General features: G+C 51.9%; 14 protein-coding genes and 2 pseudogenes. 4 read left to right on the top strand and 12 right to left on the bottom strand.

All coding sequences use genetic code 11. The annotated features are described in order from the left end of the window. Nucleotides 1-342: 342 nt before the first annotated feature. Both ACFIOZ_RS03970 and ACFIOZ_RS03965 read right to left on the bottom strand, forming a co-directional pair. Nucleotides 343-4,875, bottom strand: coding sequence for a hypothetical protein (locus ACFIOZ_RS03970; protein WP_386082403.1), 4,533 nt, complete (start codon nt 4,873-4,875; stop codon nt 343-345). A gap of 175 nt (nt 4,876-5,050) precedes the next feature. After that, nucleotides 5,051-6,004 (bottom strand): annotated as a pseudogene (locus ACFIOZ_RS03965) (IS30 family transposase). A 272-nt stretch (nt 6,005-6,276) separates the two neighbouring features. Here ACFIOZ_RS03965 and ACFIOZ_RS03960 point away from each other — a divergent pair. After that, a complete protein-coding gene (locus tag ACFIOZ_RS03960; protein ID WP_386082402.1) occupies nt 6,277-7,809 on the top strand; it encodes a hypothetical protein in 1,533 nt (510 codons plus the stop codon). Nucleotides 7,810-8,807: 998 nt separating this feature from the next. Here the strand turns inward: ACFIOZ_RS03960 and traJ are convergent. The 6 genes and pseudogenes from traJ to guaB form a co-directional block, all read right to left on the bottom strand. Then, a pseudogene (gene traJ, locus ACFIOZ_RS03955) lies at nt 8,808-9,131 on the bottom strand (conjugal transfer transcriptional regulator TraJ). Between the two features lie 224 nt (nt 9,132-9,355). Next, nucleotides 9,356-11,362, bottom strand: coding sequence for a tetratricopeptide repeat protein (locus tag ACFIOZ_RS03950; RefSeq protein WP_386082401.1), 2,007 nt, complete (start codon nt 11,360-11,362; stop codon nt 9,356-9,358). A gap of 671 nt (nt 11,363-12,033) precedes the next feature. Then, nucleotides 12,034-12,978 (bottom strand): sce7725 family protein, encoded by a 945-nt coding sequence (locus ACFIOZ_RS03945; protein ID WP_386082400.1) that lies wholly within the window; start codon nt 12,976-12,978, stop codon nt 12,034-12,036. A gap of 33 nt (nt 12,979-13,011) precedes the next feature. Next, complete coding sequence (locus ACFIOZ_RS03940) at nt 13,012-13,872, bottom strand: sce7726 family protein (RefSeq protein WP_386082399.1); 861 nt, start codon at nt 13,870-13,872, stop codon at nt 13,012-13,014. A gap of 584 nt (nt 13,873-14,456) precedes the next feature. Further along, nucleotides 14,457-16,034, bottom strand: a complete 1,578-nt coding sequence (gene guaA, locus ACFIOZ_RS03935; RefSeq protein ID WP_386082398.1) for a glutamine-hydrolyzing GMP synthase — start codon at nt 16,032-16,034, stop codon at nt 14,457-14,459. Between the two features lie 96 nt (nt 16,035-16,130). After that, the gene (guaB, locus tag ACFIOZ_RS03930; protein WP_226250377.1) at nt 16,131-17,600 is read right to left on the bottom strand and encodes an IMP dehydrogenase; all 1,470 of its coding nucleotides are present in this window, start codon (nt 17,598-17,600) and stop codon (nt 16,131-16,133) included. Nucleotides 17,601-17,770: 170 nt separating this feature from the next. Between guaB and ACFIOZ_RS03925 the strand changes: the two genes are divergently transcribed. The 3 genes from ACFIOZ_RS03925 (at nt 17,771) to ACFIOZ_RS03915 (ending at nt 20,779) form a co-directional block, all read left to right on the top strand. Continuing rightward, entirely contained in the window at nt 17,771-18,361 is a 591-nt protein-coding gene (locus tag ACFIOZ_RS03925; protein ID WP_386082397.1) for a DsbA family oxidoreductase, read from the top strand. A 4-nt stretch (nt 18,362-18,365) separates the two neighbouring features. Beyond that, on the top strand, nt 18,366-19,715 hold the full coding sequence (gene xseA / locus ACFIOZ_RS03920) for an exodeoxyribonuclease VII large subunit (RefSeq protein WP_386082396.1): 1,350 nt from the start codon (nt 18,366-18,368) through the stop codon (nt 19,713-19,715). Between the two features lie 80 nt (nt 19,716-19,795). After that, nucleotides 19,796-20,779, top strand: a complete 984-nt coding sequence (locus ACFIOZ_RS03915; protein ID WP_386082395.1) for a hypothetical protein — start codon at nt 19,796-19,798, stop codon at nt 20,777-20,779. A gap of 47 nt (nt 20,780-20,826) precedes the next feature. Here the strand turns inward: ACFIOZ_RS03915 and ACFIOZ_RS03910 are convergent, their stop codons facing one another. The 4 genes from ACFIOZ_RS03910 to ACFIOZ_RS03895 form a co-directional block, all read right to left on the bottom strand. After that, nucleotides 20,827-20,970, bottom strand: coding sequence for a hypothetical protein (locus ACFIOZ_RS03910; RefSeq protein ID WP_386082394.1), 144 nt, complete (start codon nt 20,968-20,970; stop codon nt 20,827-20,829). A gap of 68 nt (nt 20,971-21,038) precedes the next feature. After that, nucleotides 21,039-22,130, bottom strand: coding sequence for a DUF3618 domain-containing protein (locus ACFIOZ_RS03905; RefSeq protein ID WP_386082393.1), 1,092 nt, complete (start codon nt 22,128-22,130; stop codon nt 21,039-21,041). Next, entirely contained in the window at nt 22,127-22,564 is a 438-nt protein-coding gene (locus ACFIOZ_RS03900; RefSeq protein ID WP_386082392.1) for a phage holin family protein, read from the bottom strand. The genes ACFIOZ_RS03905 and ACFIOZ_RS03900 overlap by 4 nt, the downstream gene beginning before the upstream one ends. Nucleotides 22,565-22,585: 21 nt before the next feature. After that, a complete protein-coding gene (locus ACFIOZ_RS03895; RefSeq protein WP_386082391.1) occupies nt 22,586-23,191 on the bottom strand; it encodes a hypothetical protein in 606 nt (201 codons plus the stop codon). Nucleotides 23,192-23,522: the final 331 nt, after the last annotated feature.

Below are 23,522 nucleotides of genomic sequence, written 5' to 3'. Positions count from 1 at the left end.
CGTTGAGTTATCAGTCGAGCCACCAGCTGTCCAAGCTGGCACGTAAGGCGTATCTAGCTAGCTCCGTCGAGCCAGCTTCGTAATTTGGAGGTGAATGAATTGCAAGGGAGCCAATAGCAGCGTACTGACCCATGACGTCAGGAGCTACGTCCGAATGGCCCCCTAGCAGAGACAACCATCTATGAAATGGAGTAGCGAACCGAACTCCCTTGCCGCTTCCGGCTCACCGGGCGCTGCGTGGTATGGGATCTGGAGGAAGTGCTAGCGTGGGCGCCGGCTAATGCATATCTGACGCATCGCCATCCACAACAGCTGCTTTCAGCTATGAACTGTCTCATTGTGTCATGGATAGGCCAGAAGCTCCCTCAATTGCTCGGGTCTCGCATCTTGGCGTTTGTAATTGAGCTCACCGCGGATAGAGTCACCATTAAATCGGTAAATGCCCCAGTAGTTAAGCATTCCACCCCATCCACGGCCATGGGGTGGGCCACCGTGAGCACTTTTCTCGCCCGTGACAATCCACACTATCTCTAGCCCCTCAGCGTCTAGGAAGGCACGGAACGCATCACGATCAACGACCGCCGCACTAAACCCAGGCTCATTAGCCGAAGGGTCTTTGAAAAGAACTTTCCCATTGGAAGTAGAGTAGGCAAGCGAACGCCCGTCAGCTAGACGAAGATGGAGGCCACGCATTAGCGCCGGGGCGGGAATCGTAAGATTAAAACTCTCCTCCACCGAATAATTGTGGCCGGCACGCTCGACAAACCAATTAGCTACAGTTGCTTGAGTGTGGAGTTTGGATCCGATACCAAGGTTCCAGACACCATCAATACTTTCGAATGCAGGATGCCAGGGATATTCGCCAAGATAGCTACCCCAAGGCATCTCAATTTCTGGTGGGTTGTCTCGATCCCTCGGGGAACCCGCGAGATGTTTCTCCAAACGCTCAACGTCATTTCGTGCTACAAGCATAGATTTGACCTTATGCCAGGTCATCCGATGAATCACGCGCTCTCCATTGACCATACGCCATTGATTACGGCCAACAGTTGTATTAAGCACTAACCAGCGTCGGCCATCTGAATCGGCGACATCAATCTGTTGAATAGGATTGGGAATATCTCGTAATTGATCTTCCATCCACGCAATCCGCGCCTCGGGCGAATCCTCGCGCCAATTAGGGGAATAAGGCGACCACCAAGTTGAACCTTGATGATCTGAATCATGTTGCTTGGTTCGGGTTACGAGAATGGTTGGATCCATCTCACGTATTCCAATTTGCCATGGCCCGTCGTATAACTCTGGTTCACCTTTAAAATCACCCTCTACTAGAGCGATGTCAGCTAACCGCCCAGCCAGTTCGTGATAAGCAATCCATTGATATTTTTTTCCGATACGCTCAGTTCGGTGCTCCATGCGGTCGGAACTTGCCATATGACGATCAAACTCTGCGAAGCGCTCAGAGATCCAACCAAGCTCATGTGCCCGCCAGGCCACCCAACGTCGCGATTGTTCACCAGAATATGTTGGGTGAGTTACCGCAGCGTGTTCATCCCACATGCGATCGTTGATATAGCTAGCAGCACGGATCCGAAATTCCTGGATTTCCTCCTCCTCGAGCAGTTTTTCGAGCGATTCGGTTGCTTCCATACGCTGCTGTTCAGCGGCACGGTATGCTTTATTGAAGTCATCCGCACCAGCATGCCCCCAAATGTCAAAGCCGTGAGTAATAGAGGATACATGTTCTGCGACGCTCACAAGTTGTGCTAACGCTGCCTGTCGTTCGGGATGCGGTACGATAGCTTTTTTGCACCACTCATCATAAATCTCAGAGATTGAACGACCGCGCTCTTCGCGTGGGAGCCTTAAGAACTTATCTACGAGCGAATCGATCTCATAACGTGCAAAATCACCATCTTCTACAGCCGAGCTGTAGATCTGATCGCGGAACGATCCGGCACCATAGTCTTGGACATAGTCGCTGAGTGCTTCTTCACTAATAGTTTCAAGCGGTTTTCCACGAGAATAAGGAGGGCGGGCTCGGTCAAGCGGCACATCAGGAAGCAGGACACCGCGGCTTGCAGCGAATTCGACAATACCGCGCGCATGGTCGCGGACAAGAGCGTGAGTTGAAAGAGGAGTACGCGCAAAGACCGCTGTAAAAGCAGCCTGAGAAAGCTCGGCGATTCCCTCGTCGCTCGTGCAACGTGTTGCCGCGCCATAGGCTGCCGCGAGCAAGCGATCGAGAATATAAGCATCATCGACATCAGCGAATTGCCTGATCAGAATAGCAGCGAGATCGCAGCGATCAACCAACAGCGTCGCAAGTGATTTTGTAGCCATGTCGCGGATCCAACGATGGCTGAGACTAGTGAGCCAAGTTAGCGTGATCGCGGCAAGCCGCGCGCGAGCCGACTGGATCTGACCTAAGCCATTAGCAAGTACCCATTCGATCAGCGTGTTGATCGCTTCCTCTCCTGCCTCACTCTCCTCAATGAGGAGCATGACACGGGTCGACCATTGAACGTCGCGTTCGGGCATCGAGAGCGGGCGCAGCCAGCGGTCGAGATAATCAGCATTGAAACGGTTATTAGGTTCGGTTGCTATTAAGAGCAACGTCTCAAGCACTGCATCACCGCCGATCACATCTGCCCACTCCTCTACCAATTCGAGGGTTCGCTCGGAGAAGAAGTCCTGACGGCGCCACAATAAGCTGAGCTGAAAAGCATGAACCAGATTCCAGCAGTCACTCTTATTGTCGACCACATCAATGATTTCAATTCCGTAGCGCTCGGGTAGTTGGACGGCGAGCGCCTCAGCGATTCCTGCAAATTGGTATGAATCCCGGCCCGCCACATATGCCGCGAGCGGGCCTCCAGTGACAAAGGCTGGCACGGGATCACCGTCACCGACATGAATATCGAGTAATCTCTGGGCAATAAGATGATCGCTCATCCGTTCGAATGTAAAGCGAACCATTTCAATGGTAGCATCTCCCTCACGGACTAGTTCGACCGCAATTACTCCTTCGTTTTCTAGCTGGAAAAACAGGTCTTGATCGGTACGCCCATCAGATGGATGAACCTCATCAAGAATCTGAGTTGCCTTATCGATCGACAGGTAGCCAATACCCTCCGCGACCATCGCTTCGGTGAGTGCTCTAAGGCCTTTCTCCACGAACTTGCGCCTGGGCACCAATCTCATGCGCTGATTGAGAGTTTCGACGATCGCCCCGAAATAAAAATTGAAGACGCTCGATACTCCATCGAGGCCACGCGGCAACTCACGCTCGCCCCGCCGTTCTAACATGTCACAGCAACTGCGTAGGAATAGTGGATTCTCGAACTCGGGCGCGAAATGCGGAGCTGCCATGCGCACTATGCCGCGCTGATCTAGATAACGTCGCGCAGCCTCGGCCGCCTTGCCTGCAAAACCAGGATGCTTAATTCGGGGTAACGTATTATCGTCAATATCTTGTACGATATAGGGAAGGAACGTGGTGCGGCATGAAACCAGTATTACCACGTGGCTAAAGCGGTCAGCAACAGCAAGGAATGTAGCGAGCCGTTCAGCCCAAACCGCTATACCGTTTCGTTCATTGATCGCATCGACCATCACCAGCGCACGAGTACCAGTGGCCTCAGCGGCGGCGTCAAGCGCGCCAAGGATCGTGTCTGGCGGGGTATTGGTGAGCCCAAACTGTTCGGCAATCTGCCGCCAGGGATCAGCGTCGCTAAACGCGCCGCCGAGAGTTAGCACGGCAGGAAAGCTACGGGCGATGTGATGTTCAGCGACATCGGCAAGCAAGTGCGACTTGCCGACACCGGCCTCACCGCTAAGCAGCAAGCGTCGCGTATTAGCGAGACTAGTCCATGGAGCATCAAGCGACGCAGCAACCCGATCAAGCGCCTCACGTAAATGCTCAGCAAAATAAAGACCATTGCGAACAATTTCACTATTGTCGTCAGACTGACTGCGCAGCTTCCAGATCGCCGCCCAACAGCAGTCGAGCGTAGTGGTCGCAGCCGTGACCAAGGCACGCCATTCATCAAATGGCAGCGGATCTGTGGGACCGAGCGGAGCTGTGCGAAACGCCGAAGAAATCGCAGCCACCTGTTCGGTAAGCATCGCCACATCGATGTTGTTCGTGGCCTCCAACGCTGCGCCGATATAACGCAGTGAGCGATGCCGCGCCTCGTCTAGGTTATCAGCCCAACCAGCGATCCGACGCACAAATTCGGGGTCGCGCGCAAACGCGGCTAAGGCCTGGCGGATTGAAAGTTCGACATTGAGCTCGGGCGTGTAACGACGGCCAAGCCCCATGCGGGTGATTTCGAACCTATCCCTAAACCATTCGGCCCCGAAATGCGGGAGATCGAACCAGTAGGTGCGACGACCAACATGCAGTGGGTCGTTCCGCGACAACCGCTCGGTCAGCTCGAAACTGCCCCAGAGCACGATATCGACCACACGGGGAGCAATAGAGGCCTGTCGTGCTGTTACCCAATCGTCCCAACGATCTCGTTCGGACTTACGTCCACCGACACGCCCATCCGATAAGTCGAACGGCAGGCAGACGATGAAACGGGCTAACATCGGGTGTTTGGCTACGGCGTTATCGAAGGACTCCTTGAGCTGCCCTGCTTCGCCACTACCAAGCTCGAAAAAATACTTGGCCTGCCAGCCAGTTTCCGACCCGTCGTGCTCGACACGATAGCATTCTAGACCTGCGTCAGCACCGGCGCCCTTACGATGAAAGGAAAGCTCCTTAGGAGAGTCAAGCGCCGCGAGTTGACATACAACTTCCTCAAACCCGCCATGTTGGCTGCCGTGATGGGAGCGGATAGATTGGAAATTTATGGTTGGCGTTGGCATAGGCATTCTACTAACTCAAGTTTAAAGTTTTTTTGCAGTTATAACTTCCCTTGAGCTTACCGCAAAATTTATAAAAAACGCTGTCTCCAATTAAAAAAGCGCTTCTCGTGTCTAATAAAAACATATTAACAATCACTAACAAATGGGTGGATGCAGACTCTAAATGCGACACTCGTTAATGAACAGCTGGTAGGTTTCCTTGATGCCCCGCTAATAGCTCACTCACCTCTTCAATCCAACACCTAAAGGGAAAGCGCTTCCAAGGTCTCATATTCAGCTGTAACGCAATAGCATCTAGCTCTTATTGAGTGTGCTGAAAGATCAGTTCCCTTTGGTAAATACTATCGTATCAGGTCATTGATATTTTCATTGCTACCCCGTTGCCGGGGAGATGTCTGCAGGCTTTGCCATTTCCCGGCCCTGGTCGTAGGCCATGCTTTTACACGCCGCTATCGGCATCCGCTTGAGCGCTGTGCTAAACCCTTTCACCGCTGAGGTTCCCATTGCATCGTTGAGTTTGGCTAGAATGACGTACCCACTACTCAGTGCGTCTAACGTGCCAACAGGAGAGGTAATGTTCTTACCTTCGATTAAAAGTCGCCTTCCCAGTGCCTGGCATTGCACGCTTCTCAATCTCTGGCGGTCGAAGATGGATGCTCTACGTATCGGGTATTTGCCAACGCTGAGGGTTACGCGTCGATTTGCCTTGGCGAAGGCAGTGGATCAACTCTTTCTTAAGCTCACCCACAGGAAACGCGTAAATGGCGCTCTAAAACATCTCGCGACAAACGTAAGCATCTTCAAATCGGGGCATTATCATACCCCGGAGCTTGCCTATGATTTGCTCTGGAGACAAGCAGTTGAGAAGCATATACATAACCAGCTCAAAGCGATCATTGCCCAGAAGCAGCTCATGCTTAAGGCGGCACAAGACACGCCTGGCACAACGATGTGTTTGTGCATAATAAGCATGATAGGCACCGCACTGAGTTTTATTGCATCGTACTTCGCGGCTGATGGAGGTCGGAGATCGTTGCAACACATTGGCTATTTGTCGAAGCCTCAGCTTCTACCAAAGACTGACCTATATGGTGGAACGCTCTTCCATACTGGGCTCTGTGTAGGCCATAAGTCTAACACCTTACTAAAATTTTAAGGTGTTGGACTCAGTTTCTGCGGCCCAGCTGGCTTAAACGAATCCTGCCGGAATATTTATTTTTCTATCACAGGTGTTTCAACTTCCGGTTGAATTCCTCAGCTGACTCAGCATAAAATATCAACTCATCTAATTTCAAATAGTCTCATTCAGCCAAGCTTCTCGAAGAACTGAAATATAGAGATCTTGAAAATTCACTAAAATTAGAAAGAGATAAAATCTCACAGCACTCACCAAGGACAAAAATGGCCGAAAAAATACTTAAACTCCGAGAAGTAATTACAGAAAACTTGCGAATTCAGAGACACAGCGATTCCGTAACCTATGTAGACACCGACTCGCTAATTTTTGATTTGCGAGCCAAACAAAATCATGCAATTTTTGCGCGTAGAGGTTGCGGAAAAACTCTCTTAATGTTCAAGTCTGCTGAGCAGGCTTCTGATGAAATACGTACAATTTATTTGAATTGCGAAGATTTCAAAAGGCATAGTTTCCCAGATGTATTATTAGAAATTTTAGAGTCTGTTTTCTTCGAGCTACAGCAAAATTGTACTGGTTGGTTTGGAAAGAAAAAAAGACTCCGACAAATACTTGATGAAGTAATTTCTGACATTTTCAGTATTAAAGAAAGACCTGATGAATCAAGTAAAAACATTACAGTTGAAGAGAGCAGAAAAGATAATTCAACCACATCAGCCTCAGCAGGCGCCAAGCACTCCGGACTAAATTTAGGACTTAAGGCGGACAAATCATCAGCCGCTTCTATTCGTGTAGAACAGGCATTTCAAGAACACCAATCAAAGCTTAAAGAACTCGACAAAAATCTACCCGGATATAAAAGAAAAATAAGAGAGTTCTTTGAAATTTCGAGAAAAGTTAAATTTGTTTTTATTCAAATAGATGACCTATACCATCTAGACCGTGTACATCAAGCATTTGTTGTAGATTATGTACACCGGTTATGCAAAGATTTGCCTCTCTTCTTTAAGATTGCAACCTTAAGGCATGCTAGCACATTGTACGTTGACAGAGATGGACAGCCTTTTGGAGCTCAAGAGCGTCATGACTTCCAGCCTGTAAGCATCGACTACGACTTTGGGGACTTTGAAAAAACACGTCGCCGAAACTTAGCTATTCTTGAGGGTTTTGGAAGGATAGCAAATATGTCAAAAAAAGAAATTTCAGAGCTATTTAAAGGCCAAGGATTTTCTAGACTAGTGATGGCTGGAGGGGGTGTTCCACGAGATGTTATGTCTCTTTTCTTAGAAATTCTTCCGTCTGTTAGCCAAGGCGATGGAAAAATTGGGAAAGATGACGTAAGAATAAGCAGCCGCTCCAATTTTGAAAGGCGAATCGAAGAACTAAAGCAAGACTCGCAAGATCAAGAGCAAGAGGGTCTTCTAAAAGGAATTTATCTGATTCGAGAATTCTGTCTTGAGAGAAAAATAAATATTTTTAATATTAGCGAAGAACTTCTCAAGAAAAATGATCAAGTTCGCGGGCTAATCTATAGGCTTCTTGATTATAGAATTATTCACAACTGTGGATCAGCCTTAACCCACAAGTCTCAAGCGGGCACTTTTCAAGCCTTTGCAATTGATATAGGCTGCTATGCTCACCTAAGAAAACTTGAGGGGCGTTTCAATGAGATTGATGTTTCAACCCCGCAAGCAAAAGAACGTATGCGCTCTGCACCCATACTTACTTTAGAATGGTTAACTAAAAATCAAGAAAGTGTGCCAAATAAAGATTTAGAAGATCATCTTTTAGCCGATTAATTAATTTACTAGATCCTATCTAAAACCAACCCGACCATAAATGCTCTAAGTCTAGCCAGCACTCGTGTTAATTGCCTAACCGCTACTGATATTCTTAGCAAAAGCCCCAGCACTTACGGGGCTTTGAAAAAACTTTTATTCCCACTTAGTTATAAATCAGCCTTAATAAACATTATTTAACAACAAGTTTAAAAATCATCATCCTTCGATGCCATAATAAATAACATGATCGAAATATGCATATAAAAGCAGCATCGTAACGAACCAAGGTTCGTCTTATGATCGGCGCATGTTCTCACGGTTCCGCCAGAAGCGGGGACACGCATGCGAGACACAAGCATCTGGATCAGACTGAGAGCAGTCTGTCCTTTCGGTCAGGTGGCGGACAGCTGCCTACCCCAAAGCGGACTGTCACCAGTTTGGCTCCCTGTTAGTGGTAGTTCGAACATTCTGTATATCTAGGCATTTAAGGCGATGGGGCCTACTAAGCTTGTTGCACTTCGAAGAACAAATTGCCAATCGTTAGTTGCGGCAGTTCATCTGCTGTGACGTCAACTTGATAGCTAACCTCGAACGAATATCCGCCTGGGTACTCATCACAATCGTGAACGTTCTGAATAAACGCTGAAATCCTTGTTGAATATTGTCAGCTCGGAAAACGATCTTCTTATGGACTGTATACAGGGCGAATTGAGGGTGAAACATGGGGAGGATGAATCCCACAGAGTCTAGTAATGGCAACAACCAAGTCTCGCCACTCGAAGGTGACGCCGCCAGCCGAGACATTGGTAGACTTACAGCCCACGAACTCTTATAGCTTCGCCAGGATATGGCGGAATCTTATGCTTCCAAAGTCGAACTAGCCCGCAGAAGTCCATATGACGAGTACATTCGATGCGGTGCCAGCTTTAGCAATCAGCGGCGATTCGCTTTGGCCTTTGTCATGAGTTAGGCCTCGGTATAACAACAATCTTGGTCATGACGTTTCCCATTTCCTCCTACGCTGCCTCAATCTTGCTGAGAACAGCAAGGATTGTTGACTGGCCGAATTGAGCCGTTCGCAAGTCATCGGCTAGCCACAACTTCAACAGACCGTCCAACCGGCCAAGGTCGCCGTTGAACCGAGTCAACTCCCGAATCTGCTCATAATCCACCACGCCGAATATGTGATAATCCGGATCGACCTCACGCAGATAGCGCTCAGCACTCATGCCATCTCGCTTTGCTTATGCCTCGATCTGTTTCTTTTCTTCGGGAAGGCAATACACTTTGATTGGTGTGCTGCTCTTCCTCGTTACTCGTTCTGTCTTATCGTTCATCATATTTTTTCTTAGCTCCCTGTCGCCTGACGGATAGCGGCCAGAGCCTCATGGAAGGCTTCCAGTATCGCTCGGCCAGTTTCGGCCTGGTCGTAACCGGTATCGTGAACATATTGACGACAACTATCCTGACACCGAGGGCCATTGCCAACTTATGACACCAATTTTCTAACGCTAAACAGGTAAAACCAACCACATCAAAATCAGGCGTGTATACGGATAAATGGCTAGTCAGTGCCCCGAGGAAAGAACTGCGGGAAATCACGTTGGAGTTTGGCGGTAAGCTCATGGTCTGGAAAACGCTCAATCGCCGTCCGCCAAATCTCCAAAGCTTCAACTATGTCCCCACTATTCCAGTAGACACCACCTAGATTGAACATCGCCAAGTCGTAGTCGGAATCAAGATTGAGCGCTTTCTTATAGGATTCAATGGCTTGTTCGGATTGCCCAAGATCGCCATACGCCGCGCCAAGCTGAAACCAGCTCATTGCATCGGGTTGGATATGCTCTGCCTGCTCGAGCAGGATCGGCAGACTCTCTTTAAATCGTCCAAGAAAGTTAAGAGCGGTTCCTAGACAGTAGCCGTAGTGCCCGCCAGCCAGATCGTAGGCCATCCGAAAACAGCGCTCCGCTTCTAGCCAGTTGCCCTCATCCTGTGCCCAGTGTCCGAGGCGATCCCACAAAAACGCGGCTTCGTCCGTGTTATCAATGTGCTTAATATGCCTAACAAACTTATCCAGAAACTCCGTATAGGTTTGGCCTATATCTTGTCCTTCCGCCCGCAAATATAAGATCACCAATAACATCTCGCGACGGCCTCCGGATGTATCGGGGTGAGCGTCTACATAGCGATACCAGAAACCCTGCGCCTGACGCGCATTCTCAGCCGTAGCCCGACCGAAACTAGCTACCAGTCGTGCGAAAAACGGCCAAACCCATGGCTCGCGGTCGGCTTGGGCTAGAAGACTGTTGATTTCGCGGAACGCAGCACTCCCCTCTCCCATGTTGAAAAGCACGTTAGCTCGCCAACCCGCAACTCCAGCTGCTTTAGCGTATGTAGGATCTGTGAAGACGGCCTGATCCAGATGCTCAAGAGCGCTCTTCCACTCGCCCTCACTCACGTAGAATTGGGCCAAGGCATAATGGGCTTCAGGAAGGAGAGGATTCATCCGCAAAGCTTCGCGATAGTGCTTAACTGCTCGCACCTCATCTCCGAGCCGTTCAAAGCTTGTCCCGAGATTCTTATGGCCTTGGGATGCCAGACTTGACGAATTCGCGAATGCAGGTTCGAGCAACGCTGCCTTATAGGCCTCTGTGGCGTGATCCTCTCGGCCGAGCGCCGAGTAGGCATTACCGATCGTGTAATACAGGCCACCCTGCTCGTAGCGCCCCGCACTAAGCTGTTTCTTAAAATGAATCACTGCTGCTTCGATCCGCTCAGGAAACTGGCTTCTCTCGGACATGCCCAAGTTGATTTCGGACATATAAGCACAGCCCATGGCATCGTCGTCTGATCCAAGCACGGCCATGAATCGGTCAAAGGCGGCACTAATTTCCTCATCAGCATCCTGTTCATATAGGTGTTCCAAGAGTTGTCGAGCTGAGTCTGGATCATCAGGAACATGAACCTCCGGTACAGCTCGGCGAAGGAGACCAATCAAATCTCCTGGGGCCGCCCGGGCCTGTTCAACACGACGATTACGTGCCGCTCGAGTTGCAGAACTGGACAATTCAGCAAGTCGCCCTAACCGCACTGTCGTCAGAGCTTCCGTAAAGCTGACTGTAAGTGATTGCTGCTGGATCCAGTTCTTTCCAGCATGCTCGTATTTACGGAGAACAGTCTCAGCAAGGCAGATGCGTAGCGTCGCCGTTGGGACGTGATAGGCAGCATAAAAGCTATGCGGATGCATCAGTAGGTAATTCAGGTTTGTGCGACTAATTTCAACGCTGAGAGAGCCGTCCGCATTCAGTGCACGCTCGGTGCCCTTAAGCTGAACGTGAATCCTAATGTTGGTGGCTCTCCCATCCTCGACAATTTCGATCTCGCAGTCTGTACCATAGTCCTTGCGGTCAGCACGCTGAAGGATAAAGCGACCACTCTCTGTTAGGCATTTCTGAAATGCCGTCTCTGCCTTCTCCTCCGTCACATGATTAGAGGCACGCTTTGGAAGGTCGTCAAAGCATTCCATATCGCCAGCCATTTCTTTTTTATCCTCAATGATGTCAAAATCCAATACTGAAAATTGCCGATTATTTTCTTCAGCGTATTTCCCATATGAAATATAGAATGTAGAAGTTAAGTTCCGGGTAGCAGCACCTCCCTTTACAAGCTCAGCAGATGAAAGACTTATTGTGGGCGGAGCGTCAATTTTGCAGTGCTACTGAAGATGGGGTGACGTCGCCAAAGGGCTTAAGAACGTCATCACGGAAATGAGCCTTACATGTGCTTGCCTACAACATGAAACGCGTCATTAATATCCTCGGTTCCAAGGGTTTGATCCAGGCGATGCGAGCATAGGGTATGCTGACCCCGGCTCTACCGCACTTAGTAGAAGTCGGTTACGCTTTATAGAAGATATTTTTTAGGCTTTATCTCGAACAATTTCAGACATGGAAATAAAGGAAGGCACTCTGAAGCGTATTACTAGCCGATAGTCGTGCCAATACGGCTGAATTCTGTAATCGCCAACTGATTTTTAGGCTTTCACACAGCCTCGGCCAAAAGCGGACATTTAGATAGATTGAACATAACACCAGATCAATGCATAGACAGGCGTCGCCTGGATTTTCTTGTTAATGGCCGGTTGCTCAGGGTATTTTCTTGGACTCTTTCAAAGTGCCATCCAACACATAAGAACCATTCTTTTTAACCAAACATTATAATGTCAGCGACACAATGCATGTTTCAGATCCAAGGGACAGCAAAAGACGCAGTAAGAACAGAATGAACCAATTGAATATGATGCTTTGTAGACCAACGTTTTGGAGAACCTAAACCAGGAAAAGTTCCCGCCCCATGATTTTTACAGTAATCTGATACTCCCAAAGTACTGAATGGACCTACTCCTGGCGAGCCCGTATGCCCTATCAACTGTGCCAGCGCATCAAAATACTTTGTTTGAACATCAGTTGTCGCTGGTGGCACAGCAGAAACAAAGTGACGACAGTGAAAAGTGTTATTCTGATTTGGCTCTGTAAGGTGAAGAGCAACGTGACTCGGCTGACCTCCACCTTTATTATAAGGCACATCTCCTATGGCCGAAAAATCACCAAAGCCATCGTAACCATGTGCACAATAACTGTAAGCCAAATCATCAAAATAAGAGACAGAAGGGTAGTCTCCGTTAACAGATTGCTTTTTGAACCCATCACGAAGAATCACGCGTCGAGACGCAGAAAAAGAAGAAATGAAATGCGGGGAAACTTTATGTGATTCAAAAATGTGAATCGCATCACTGGAGGGAAAAATTGCAGCATTAAGAGTGTGTGCCCGATGCACGAAAACTTGGGTTCGGCCACTGTAAGTATTAAGAAATCCGCTCACATCCGCAGCAGTAATACCAGGTCGCACCTCCAATGTTGGAAATATTTGATTCGGATATGCATTTGTTAAGTTGTTTTCCATCGCCATAATCTGTGCGATTGAAGGCACAGGAGAGCCTTCGTTTGTATTAACGATGAGTGCAGTTCGCAAACCTGCTTGCAACACTCTAGATATCTGCCCTTCAACTCGCGAAGTCGCATCGTGCGGCTTGATAATGGGGACTACAAGGTTACTTCCCAAATGGGATCCAAGTTCCTTTAGCGCAATCATTTCTTCTTGCTTAGAGCGAAAAAATGGCCAATACATACTTATACTCCATGCTAACAACTGAATTTTAACCTAAAGCGCGTTGGAAGCTGGCTCTCGAAGTCTCGAAGCAAGAAGCAACCAGTCAGCATTCCTCATTTTGTATCCGAAAGCAGCGGCACGTAATGAGTTGGGTAGCCTGTGAGAAATAGCTGCTTTCTTTGTCGCAGGCTCTCGTTTCCGGAGAGCCTCTACGAAAGTTTCGTGAATAGCTTTCGGAGGTAGTAAAGAGATGGCATCACGGGCAGCAGAGTATCGTTCTATCGGCGGTAGGTGATCAGTAAAAACGTCGTATTTACTCTGTAGAACCTCGCGTTCTTTTTTTCGAAAAAGGTGAAACATGGCTTCTGAGGAAAGATCTTTTGTGTGTGACACTGCCTCCCGAATCTCTGAAAGCTGGCACCTGGTAGAAAGCCTTAAGAGGCCCACATAATCCGGCAAAACTTTAAGAGCTTTTTTAACTTGCCCATCACCAACAACAAATACCACTCTATCGAAACAAGAATAATAAGCCTCTAGCTGAGACTGGGCGCGAGAAAAATCATCAAGATCTGTTTTTATCTCGAAGGCTGTTGCAACGCCATTGATCAAAACTGCATCTGCACGTGCTTCACCAACTCGGAACTCATACAACCAAGATGTAGTAGCTGGGCTATGCGTCCCGAACACCATTTTCGACAAAAGGACATTTTTATACACGTATTCGGGGCGGGACGACAAGAGCAACCGCTCATAGGCAAGGTCGCATGCATAGGCGAGCGGATCTGTGTCGTTCATTACCCGCTCTTCAACTAGGTGCTTAATCACGCCTCGGGTCACTTCCGTTGTTCCGTGCCAAGCAGTTTCGATAAGGTTTTTTGAGCGGAAAAATGATGAATATAGAGTATTTACCAAGAACCTTATCCTCCTTCTGTGTGCGAAGCCTCTTCAAGGCATTGCAAAATAGGGTGCTGATTCTAGAAGATTCATTCCATCGAGTGGTAGGTGAATTTAAGCAGCACCACTTAGAATCGACCATTCTGACCAGATACATCACGGCGCGCAGCTTGGCTCCAGAGCACCCGTGCCCATCGGCCAAGAAGCGCTAATTAAGTACATCTATGCAATATAGCTCCGATGAGCGTGTCTGCTGCATTTCCACCATGCTGCTTTCGCGGCGAAAATGGAACCTTCTTCTAACCTTTTACCGACTGGTTTATATGAAGAATAGTCTATCGGCCCTGCAGTTTTTTGTTAGAAAATTCAAAAAAAAGCCGACGGAATTTTGATTTCCCAACACGCTACCGCCAAGGATGACATCCTTTCCCTGCGACAGTTCTGTCTGCGTTGTACTTCCTGCTCTATAGGCAGTCGTCTCAGCGACCTTAACCTGAGTTAACCTAATCCTGTTACGAATTGCAAAGAAAGAGGGCCTACCCTTTGGTAGACCCTTGACCTTGGTCAGCTTAGCCGCGTCAGGCATTATACCTAGGCGCACCTCACTCCCATTCAATAGTAGCAGGCGGCTTGCTGGAGACATCATAAGTCACCCGCGAAACCCCTTCCAACTCATTGATAATCCTATTGGAAACCTTCTCCAGCAGCTCGTAAGGCAGGTGCGCCCAGCGGGCGGTCATGAAGTCGATGGTTTCTACCGCGCGTAGCGCGATGACCCATTCGTAGCGGCGGCCGTCGCCGACTACACCTACGGATTTAACCGGCAGGAACACAGCGAAGGCTTGACTGGTTTTTTCGTACCATCCAGAGGCGCGTAGCTCTTCGATGAAGATGGCGTCGGCATCGCGGAGGATGTCGGCGTACTCTTTCTTCACTTCACCCAGAATACGCACGCCCAGGCCGGGGCCAGGGAACGGGTGGCGGTAAACCATATCGTAGGGCAAGCCGAGTTCCAGGCCGAGTTTGCGCACTTCGTCTTTAAACAGTTCGCGCAGCGGCTCGACCAGCTTGAGCTTCATGGTTTCCGGCAGGCCACCGACGTTGTGGTGGGATTTGATCACGTGCGCTTTGCCGGTCTTGGAGGCAGCGGATTCGATCACGTCCGGGTAGATGGTGCCCTGGGCCAGGAAGTCGACGCCGTCGATTTTGCTGGCCTCTTCATCGAATACGTCGATAAAGGTGTTGCCGATGATTTTGCGCTTGGCTTCCGGGTCTTTCTCGCCCTTTAGCTTGCCGAGGAACAGCTCTTCGGCGTCTACGCGGATCACCTTCACGCCCATATGCTTGGCGAAGGTTTCCATGACCTGGTCGCCTTCCGCTTTACGCAGCAGGCCGTTATCGACAAATACGCAGGTCAGTTGGGTGCCAATGGCTTTGTGCAGCAATGCGGCAACCACGGAAGAATCCACACCGCCGGAGAGGCCGAGCAGTACGTGGCGGTCGCCCACTTGCTCGCGCACGCGCTGTACCTGGTCTTCAATGATCTGTGCAGGCGTCCACAGTTTTTCAGCTTTACAGATATCCAGCACGAAGTGCTCGAGAATGCGCTGGCCCTGCAGGGTGTGGGTCACTTCCGGGTGAAACTGTACGCCGTAGAACTGCTTCTCTTCCCAGGCCATGGCGGCAATCGGGCAGCTCGGCGTGGAGGCGGTCACGGTGAACTCGGTGGGCGCTTCGGCCACCTTGTCGCCGTGGCTCATCCATACGTCCAGCAGGGTTTTGCCGCTTTTAGCGTCTACGTGGTCTTTGATGTCTTTGAACAGCGCGTTGTCTTCGTCGATCTGAATCTGTGCGTAGCCGAATTCGCGCTGGTTGGAGCCTTCTACCTTACCGCCCAACTGCTCGGCCATGGTTTGCATGCCGTAGCAGATACCAAACACCGGCAGGCCCATTTCAAACACGCACTGAGGCGCACGCGGGGAGTCCAGTTCCGTCACGGATTCCGGCCCACCGGCCATGATAATGCCGTTGGGGTTGTACTCGCGGATCTCTTCTTCGGTGATATCAAACGCGCGGACTTCGGAATAGACGCCAATCTCGCGTACGCGGCGGGCGATCAGTTGGGTGTACTGCGAGCCGAAGTCGAGAATCAAAATCTTATGGGCGTGAATGTCACTCATGGCGGGGTCTCGGTTAAGCGGTGTGGGTGCCGCTGGTAAGGCCAAAAAGCAAGCGGCGGGGCAATGCCCGCCGCGCCATATAACTAATCTTGCTGGTTAGCTCACCCGATAGTTGGGAGCTTCTTTGGTGATCTGCACGTTGTGGACGTGGGATTCGTTAAAGCCAGCGCCGGTAATTTGTACGAACTCCGGCTTGGTGCGCATTTCCTGAATATCGCGGCAGCCGGTGTAGCCCATGGAGGCGCGCAGCCCGCCCATTAGCTGGTGAACAATGGCGCTCATCATGCCTTTATAGGGAACGCGGCCTTCAATGCCTTCCGGCACCAGCTTCTCGGCGCCTTCGCTCTTATCCTGGAAGTAGCGGTCGGCGCTGCCCTGGCTCTGGGACATGGCACCCATGGAGCCCATGCCACGGTAGGCTTTGTAGGTACGGCCCTGGTAGAGCTCGACTTCGCCGGGGGCTTCTTCGGTACCGGCCAGCAGGCCACCGACCATCACGGCGCTGGCGCCAGCGGCAATCGCTTTGGCCAAGTCACCGGAGTAGCGCACGCCGCCATCGGCAATCAGCGGAATGTCGTACTCTTTGAGCGCTTCGGCCACGTTGGAAACCGCGGTAATTTGCGGTACGCCAACGCCGGCTACAATGCGCGTGGTGCAGATCGAGCCAGGGCCGATACCGACTTTCACGGCATCCGCGCCTGCTTCGGCCAGCGCCCGGGCAGCACCGGCGGTGGCGATGTTGCCGCCAATCACTTGAATCTGCGGAAAGTGCTCTTTGATCCAGCGAACACGGTCAAGAACGCCTTGGGAGTGGCCGTGAGCGGTATCGACAATGATCACGTCAACCCCTGCTTCAGCCAGGGCGGCCACGCGATCCGGGGTTTCCGGGCCGGTGCCTACCGCTGCGCCGACTAACAAACGGCCATCGCTGTCTTTGGCGGCCATTGGGTAAGTGCGGGCTTTTTCGATATCCTGGAAGGTGACTAGGCCACGCAGGTGGAACTCGTCATCAACGATCAGCATTTTCTCGATGCGGTGTTCGCGCATTTTGGCTTTACTGACTTCAAGCTCGGTGCCTTCCGGCACGGTGATCAGCCGGTCGCGGGGGGTCATGATCGCTTCAACGCTGTCGCCGTGGTTAGGCTGGAAGCGCATATCGCGTTCGGTCACGATACCCACCAGGGTTTCGCCTTCTACCACCGGGAAACCGGAGAAGCCGTATTCACGCGCCATGGTGAGCAGGTCTTCGAGCTTGGCTTTGGGGCTAACGGTGACAGGGTCTTTTACAATCACGCTTTCGTGCTTTTTGACCTTGCGCACCTCAGCCGCTTGCTGGGTCATGGCCATGCTCTTATGGATGATGCCGATGCCGCCTTCCTGGGCCATCGCAATCGCTAGACGCGCTTCGGTAACGGTGTCCATCGCAGCAGAGAGGAGCGGAATATTGAGCGAAAGATTGCGGGTCAGGCGGGTTTTAAGGCTGACATCCTTGGGTAGGACATCGGAGAAGCCGGGAACGAGGAGAACGTCATCGAACGTTAGTGCTTCTTGGGCCATACGTAGCATAGCGGCAACACCCTGATTGAGAGGAAGTGGGGCGTGAAAGGTTAATCGCCTATTATAGCGTTTTGAGGGCCTTTCCAGCAATGCAGTCAGGCTGTTGTGCTTATACCAAATGCTAATGACGTATGCTGTTAGGCTGATAGCTGGCGATTTTTTCTGTTCAAGGAGGCTTTTTGTCTCAACAAATTATTGTTTACACCGATTACGTTTGCCCCTTCTGCCTGCTGGCGGAAGAGGCGATTGCCCAGGCGACCGAAGGCCTAGACGTGGAAATCCGCTGGCGGCCCTTTGAGCTGCGCCCTGCCCCGGTGCCCACGCTGAAGGTGGAGGATCCTTACTTGCCTAAGATATGGCAGGATTCGGTTTACCCCATAGCCAAAAAGCTCGGCGTGCCCATTACGCTGCCCAATATTTCCCCCCAGCCGCGCACCGACAAAGCCTTTGAAGTGTTCGCCATGGCCGAAGAGCAGGGCTTGGGCCACGCCTACTCCATGGCCGCGCTGAAAGCGTTCTTCCAGCAGGAGCGCGATATCGGCGACCCGGAAGTGCTGGCGGATATTGGTGAGTCGGTGGGCCTTGAGCGCCAGGCGGTACTCGATGCCCTAGCCCAGGGCAGCTACCGCGAGCAGCACCAGATGGCCCAGCGGCATGCGGTGGAAGAGGCACTTATTCAGTCGGTGCCTACCTTGGTCATCGATGGCGAAATGATTCAGGGCGTGCCTGACCCTGACGCTCTCAAACGTTTTCTGATCGAGCGCGGGTAATTCTATGGCCTCCACTACTCCCCAGGCCCTCACCGTCAGCCAACTCAACCAGCGCGCCAAGCAAACCCTTGAGCGCGATGTGGGCGAGGTGTGGGTGGAGGGCGAGCTCTCTAACGTTTCCCGCCCTGCGTCCGGGCATGTCTATTTCACGCTGAAGGATGACCGGGCGCAGATCCGCTGCGCGCTGTTTCGTCAGCGGGCACGGTTTGTTTCGGCACCCATGCGCGATGGCGATCAGGTCAAGCTGCGTGGGCGGGTGTCACTGTTTGAGCCCCGCGGTGATTACCAGCTAATTGCTGATGCCGTTCAGGCGGCAGGCCTGGGCGAGCTGCTGGCGGCCTTTGAGCGCTTGAAAGCGCAGTTGGAAGGCGAAGGCGTATTTGCCAACGCCCGGCCGCTGCCCTTTCCGCCGCGCAAGCTGCTGATTTTAAGCTCGGCCACCGGCGCCGCCATTCGCGATGTGCTGGCGGTGCTGGAAGCGCGCTGGCCGCTGGCGGATGTGACGCTGATTCCGGTGCCGGTGCAGGGTGCAGAAGCGGCCCCGGCGATGATCTCCGCCTTGGGCCTGCTTAACCGTCAGGCGCGGCTAGACCCTGAGCGGGATGTGATTCTGATTACCCGCGGTGGCGGTAGCCTGGAAGACCTCTGGGCGTTTAACAACGAACACTTGGCACGGGCGATTTTTCACTCCCGGCTACCGGTGATGTCGGCGGTGGGCCACGAGGTGGATGTCACCCTGGCAGATTTTGCCGCCGATATGCGCGCCCCCACTCCTTCAGCCGCCGCCGAACGTTTGGTGCCGGATCAAAACACCCTCAAGCGCCAGCTGGAGCATCAGCACAGCCGCCTGCAGCGGGCCATGCAGGCACGGTTAGAGCGCGACAGCCAGCGGCTGGATACGCTGCGCGCCAAGCTGCGCCACCCCGGCGAACAACTCAACCGCCAGCGCCAGCACTTAACCGCCCTCAATCAGCGCTTGAATCGCGCTATGCAGCTTACGCTCACCCAGCAGAAAGCCCAGGTAACGCAACTGAGTAGACGGCTAGCCAGCCAGGATATGGCCCGGCTGCATCGCGTGGAGAGCGAACGTGTGGGCCAGCTACAACGCCGTTTGGGCAGTGCCATGCAGCGCCAGCTGGAGAGCCGACAGGCACGCTTGAAAGCCGCCGCGCGGGAGTTAAACGCGGTCAGCCCGCTGGCGGTGCTGGGGCGCGGCTATGCGATTGCCCAGGATGAGCAGGGGCAGGTCATTCGCCGCGCGGAAGATACCCAGCCCGGCCAGAAGCTGAAACTGAAGCTGGGTGAAGGCAGGCTAAGCGTGGAAGTTAAGCGGCGTCTAAAGTCCGGGGGTTAAAGGCCGTGGGTTAAAGGCCGTGCGTTAAAGACCTAGGCTAAATGGCCGATATCTTCTAACAATGAGGAGAGGATACCGCCATGAAGATTGGATTTTCATCATTCACGTTTATTAATCAGCGCCAGGATAAGCCGCAGTTTTTAGCCTCTACCCGGGTTGAACCGCAGAAGAGAGAGCCTGCAGCCGCGCCTGCGGAAGACGACCCGTTCACTAAGCGCCTTAAAAAGCAGCAGGAGGCGTTGGAGAGTTTGGCGTCGCTCCCGACTCCCAAAGAAGCCTCCCAGCAGCAGGCCAGCAGTAAAGTAGGCTTTTTGCGCCAGCGGATTGAAATGCTGAAAGCCATGATGGCCTTCGCCTCCCCTGAACAGCTTAAAAACATGGCCAAGGAGCTCAAGAGCATTGCCCGTGAGCTGGCCGGTGCGGCGAAGCTGTTGAACAGCCAGGGGGGCGGTGGTGCCGGCATGACCGCTATCCCCTCAGTGGTTTCGACGCCAGCAGTTGCATCGGCAGCAGCTCCAACAGCGGTAGCGCAACCCAGCGGAACTGAATCAGCCGCGGCTCAGGCGAGTGGTGATGAGAGTTCCCAGGCACCTGTGTCAAGTGACGCGCAGCAAGCCGAAACCAGTGCACAAACAGCCGAGGAAGATGCAGAGAGGAGTGCTGAGGAAAAGGCTGAGCAAGAGGCCGAGAAAGCAGCGGGCGAGCCTGAAGGCGATGAAGCCACCGAGCTCGGCGTATTACCTAGCCTGCCCACTCTCGTTCAGAATGCAGACAACCGCTCGAAATCCAATGGCCCCAGCGCTAGTGAACACGCACTACGCGGCGTACTGACTGACGCGCAAAAAGAGCTACGCGAAGCCGTTAACATGCTCAAGATTAGGCTGAACGAAGAAGATAAAGAAGCCCGTCGTGAGCTAAAGAAAGCAGAAGAGATCATGGAAAAGACGGATCACGCGGTTGCGGCATCCACCTCTGACGCCCTCTACTCTTCCTTGGGGCAGTTGCTGCCTACCTCGCTGGGTGACGTTTCCGTATCAACGCCCTCAATCAACATAGAGGTTTAGCGGGAATAGAGAAGGCGCTACCGGAAGTAGCGCCTTTGTTGTTTAGCTTATCGTTTGGAATCACTGCCTGACTTTTTATCGTCATCGGATTCCGGGTTCACATGATGGGTATCCGGCATCGGATTAGCCTCATCGTGGTGGTCACCCTTCTCTTTAGGGGCTTTCTTGTCTTGTTCGGGTAGCTGACTCATCGCTTACTCCTTACCTTACGTGGTCTTGGTTACTTCAAACCCTTGGCCTTCACAGCCAAATAGGCGACTTAAGGCGTGCGGTTAGTGCCCGACCCTTGCGTGTTGCCAGAGGGTGTACTCGAACCCGCCAGGCCCGGGCTGTGTCTTTCAGGGCTGTTTTGCTCAGAACGGTTTTTCTCGGCATCCAGCCGCTCTGCCCCGGGGCGCTCAGCAAAAGGGGTAGGGTCGCTGGGTAGGCCCGTCGCCCGATTCTGCGGCGCATTAATGTTTGCGTCACGGGTATTTGCGTCACTGGTACTCGTATCGTGTGCGTGAGCACTTGAGGGCTGCGATCCGCCTTTAAACGACTCGGCCTTCTCGTGAATGGCGTGTTGAGCTTTATCCGCCTGCGCCTGCCCCGTGTCAGCCGCCTTATGAAGCACGCGGTCACGATACTCGCCCATATACTCGTCCTCTTTCTTGGTGGCGGGGAAAATACCGCCCAAGGCAGCGCCCAGCGCAAAGCCTAGCGCGCCAACCACCAGCGGATGCTCCTGAATAAAATCGGAAGCCTGGCTCTCGGCACGACGAGCACGCTGCCCCATGTCGTGCAGGTTATCGTGAGCGCCATGCTGTAGGTGAGACGTGGAATCGCGCATGTTATCCCCCATGTGGTGCGCCTTATCGCCCCACTGTTGCGCCGTTTGCTTGGCTTTCTGGCCTAGGTGGTGAGCAGAGTCTTTGGCTTTATGGGTCATTTCACTCATACGGCCTTGCCCATTACTGGTGTGCTCCGTTCCACCGGTATCGCCTGTTGATTGAGCATGCATAGCGGCATTCGGATGGGTGCCCTCATGCACGGGAATACCCGGTGCACCGTAGGTACCGCTGTGCCCATAGCGATGCTGGCCTTGATGCGGCTGACGCTGTGACAGCATCATCCAACCCAGCCCTGCTGTCGTCACCAGGAAAGGCAGCGGGTTCTGCTTAATAGTGGTGCCCAAATTAGCTACGAATTCGTTGGCGCCGCCATGGCGCAAATAGTCGTAGGAAGTATTCAGTAACTGCTGTGGAGAGAAGCGCTCTTCAATCTCGTTTAACGTGGAATCGAGCCGCTCGCGCGATTGATTGATATCCTTTTCAATCTCTTCGGCATTGCGCTGTTTATCATGATCCGTCATTTCAACTCCTCCTTGACGTTGTGCTGATGCTTCTGGGCAACCGCCTTGTCACTATGCAAACTACTCATCGTCCGAGTAGGCATTAAACTGCGCGCCTGCAGCTTCTTTTGGCCCGCTTTGAGCATGATGATGCCAATCACCGTCACCACCCCACCCACAATCAGTGCCGACAGCCAGGGCGTAGTGTCAGGTGGCAGTATTTCATTGAGCAGAAATACCGCGGCGGCCAGCAGGGTTAAAAAACCGCCTAGCAGCACCGCACCGGCAATGGCGATTGAAGCAATGCCCGCCATGGCCTGGTGGGTTTTCTCTGACATCTCAGTCTTGGCAAGCTCAGCTTCGTTGCGTACCAGGGAGCTAATCTCGTGCATCACCGTGGAGAGTAGCGATCCTACAGAAGAGCCTTGCGACGTAGGTTTGTTTTCCGAATCCATTCTTTGCCTCCCGGCCCCTGGTTAGGGCATTCCATTTTCTCGACCCGCTGAACCTATTGCCCCATTACTCGGAACGGGGCTGCCTGAAAGGCTTGATGCCTGGCTAGCCGGTGATGCCTGCCCGGCGGGTACATTTTCCTGCATCGGGAGACCCGCAGAACGTTCATCCGCCATACTTGAATAACGTGAGTTCGAATCGCGCGAATGCTGGTCTGAACTACGAAGGAAACGGGCTGCTAAAAAACCGGCAGTTATTACACCCCCTATAAACAGCGCGGGCTCGCGGCGACTAAAGCTTTTCGCTTCATCACAAACGTTGCGTAAGTCTTTATCACGCAAGTTATGCGAAAAACGCTCGGTAGTATCAGCAAACTTTCTTGCTTGTTTTGAGAAAAAGGGCTGCTGCTGGCTATCAAACTCATCGGCCATTTTTTGCAGAACGCCCGTTAGTTTATGAGACTGTTCCGCAGCGTTATCACGCTGTTGATTAAAATAGCCTTCTGCTTGGTGTTGGGCCGCCTCGCCTACATCGTGGGCGGTGTCGCGCCCTTGCTGCTTGAGTGACTCAGCTGAGGGGCTTGTCTGCCTGGGGGCGCTGGGGCTAGGCTGATTTCCTTGATCGATCATCTGTCACTTCCTCCTTGTCGTCTCACTTGTCAGCATCCGTGGTGAAACAAAATCAACGTCAGTGCACATCCACAAGGTGCAATTAATTAGTACAATTATGTACTTAAAGAAAACAAGCACTAATACTTAACCAATTACACTGACTTATTTAACAGATGCGCCACCTTCAAAACATAGCGGCCATTCTACTATTGTCAATTTATAGATAATTAATTCTCTACAAACATTTATTTTATTAACATAGGTTATTAAACCAACCTTCAATAAATAAAATAACGTTAGCTATAACCATTAAGTTAAACAGCTGAGAAAGTTACCCCTTTGCGTTGGG

The sequence above is a fragment of the Vreelandella sp. F11 genome (assembly GCF_042466685.1).
Classification (GTDB): Bacteria; Pseudomonadota; Gammaproteobacteria; order Pseudomonadales; family Halomonadaceae; genus Vreelandella.
The sequence above is the reverse complement of the archived record's forward strand: the minus strand, read 5'-3'. Positions and strand labels throughout refer to the sequence as shown.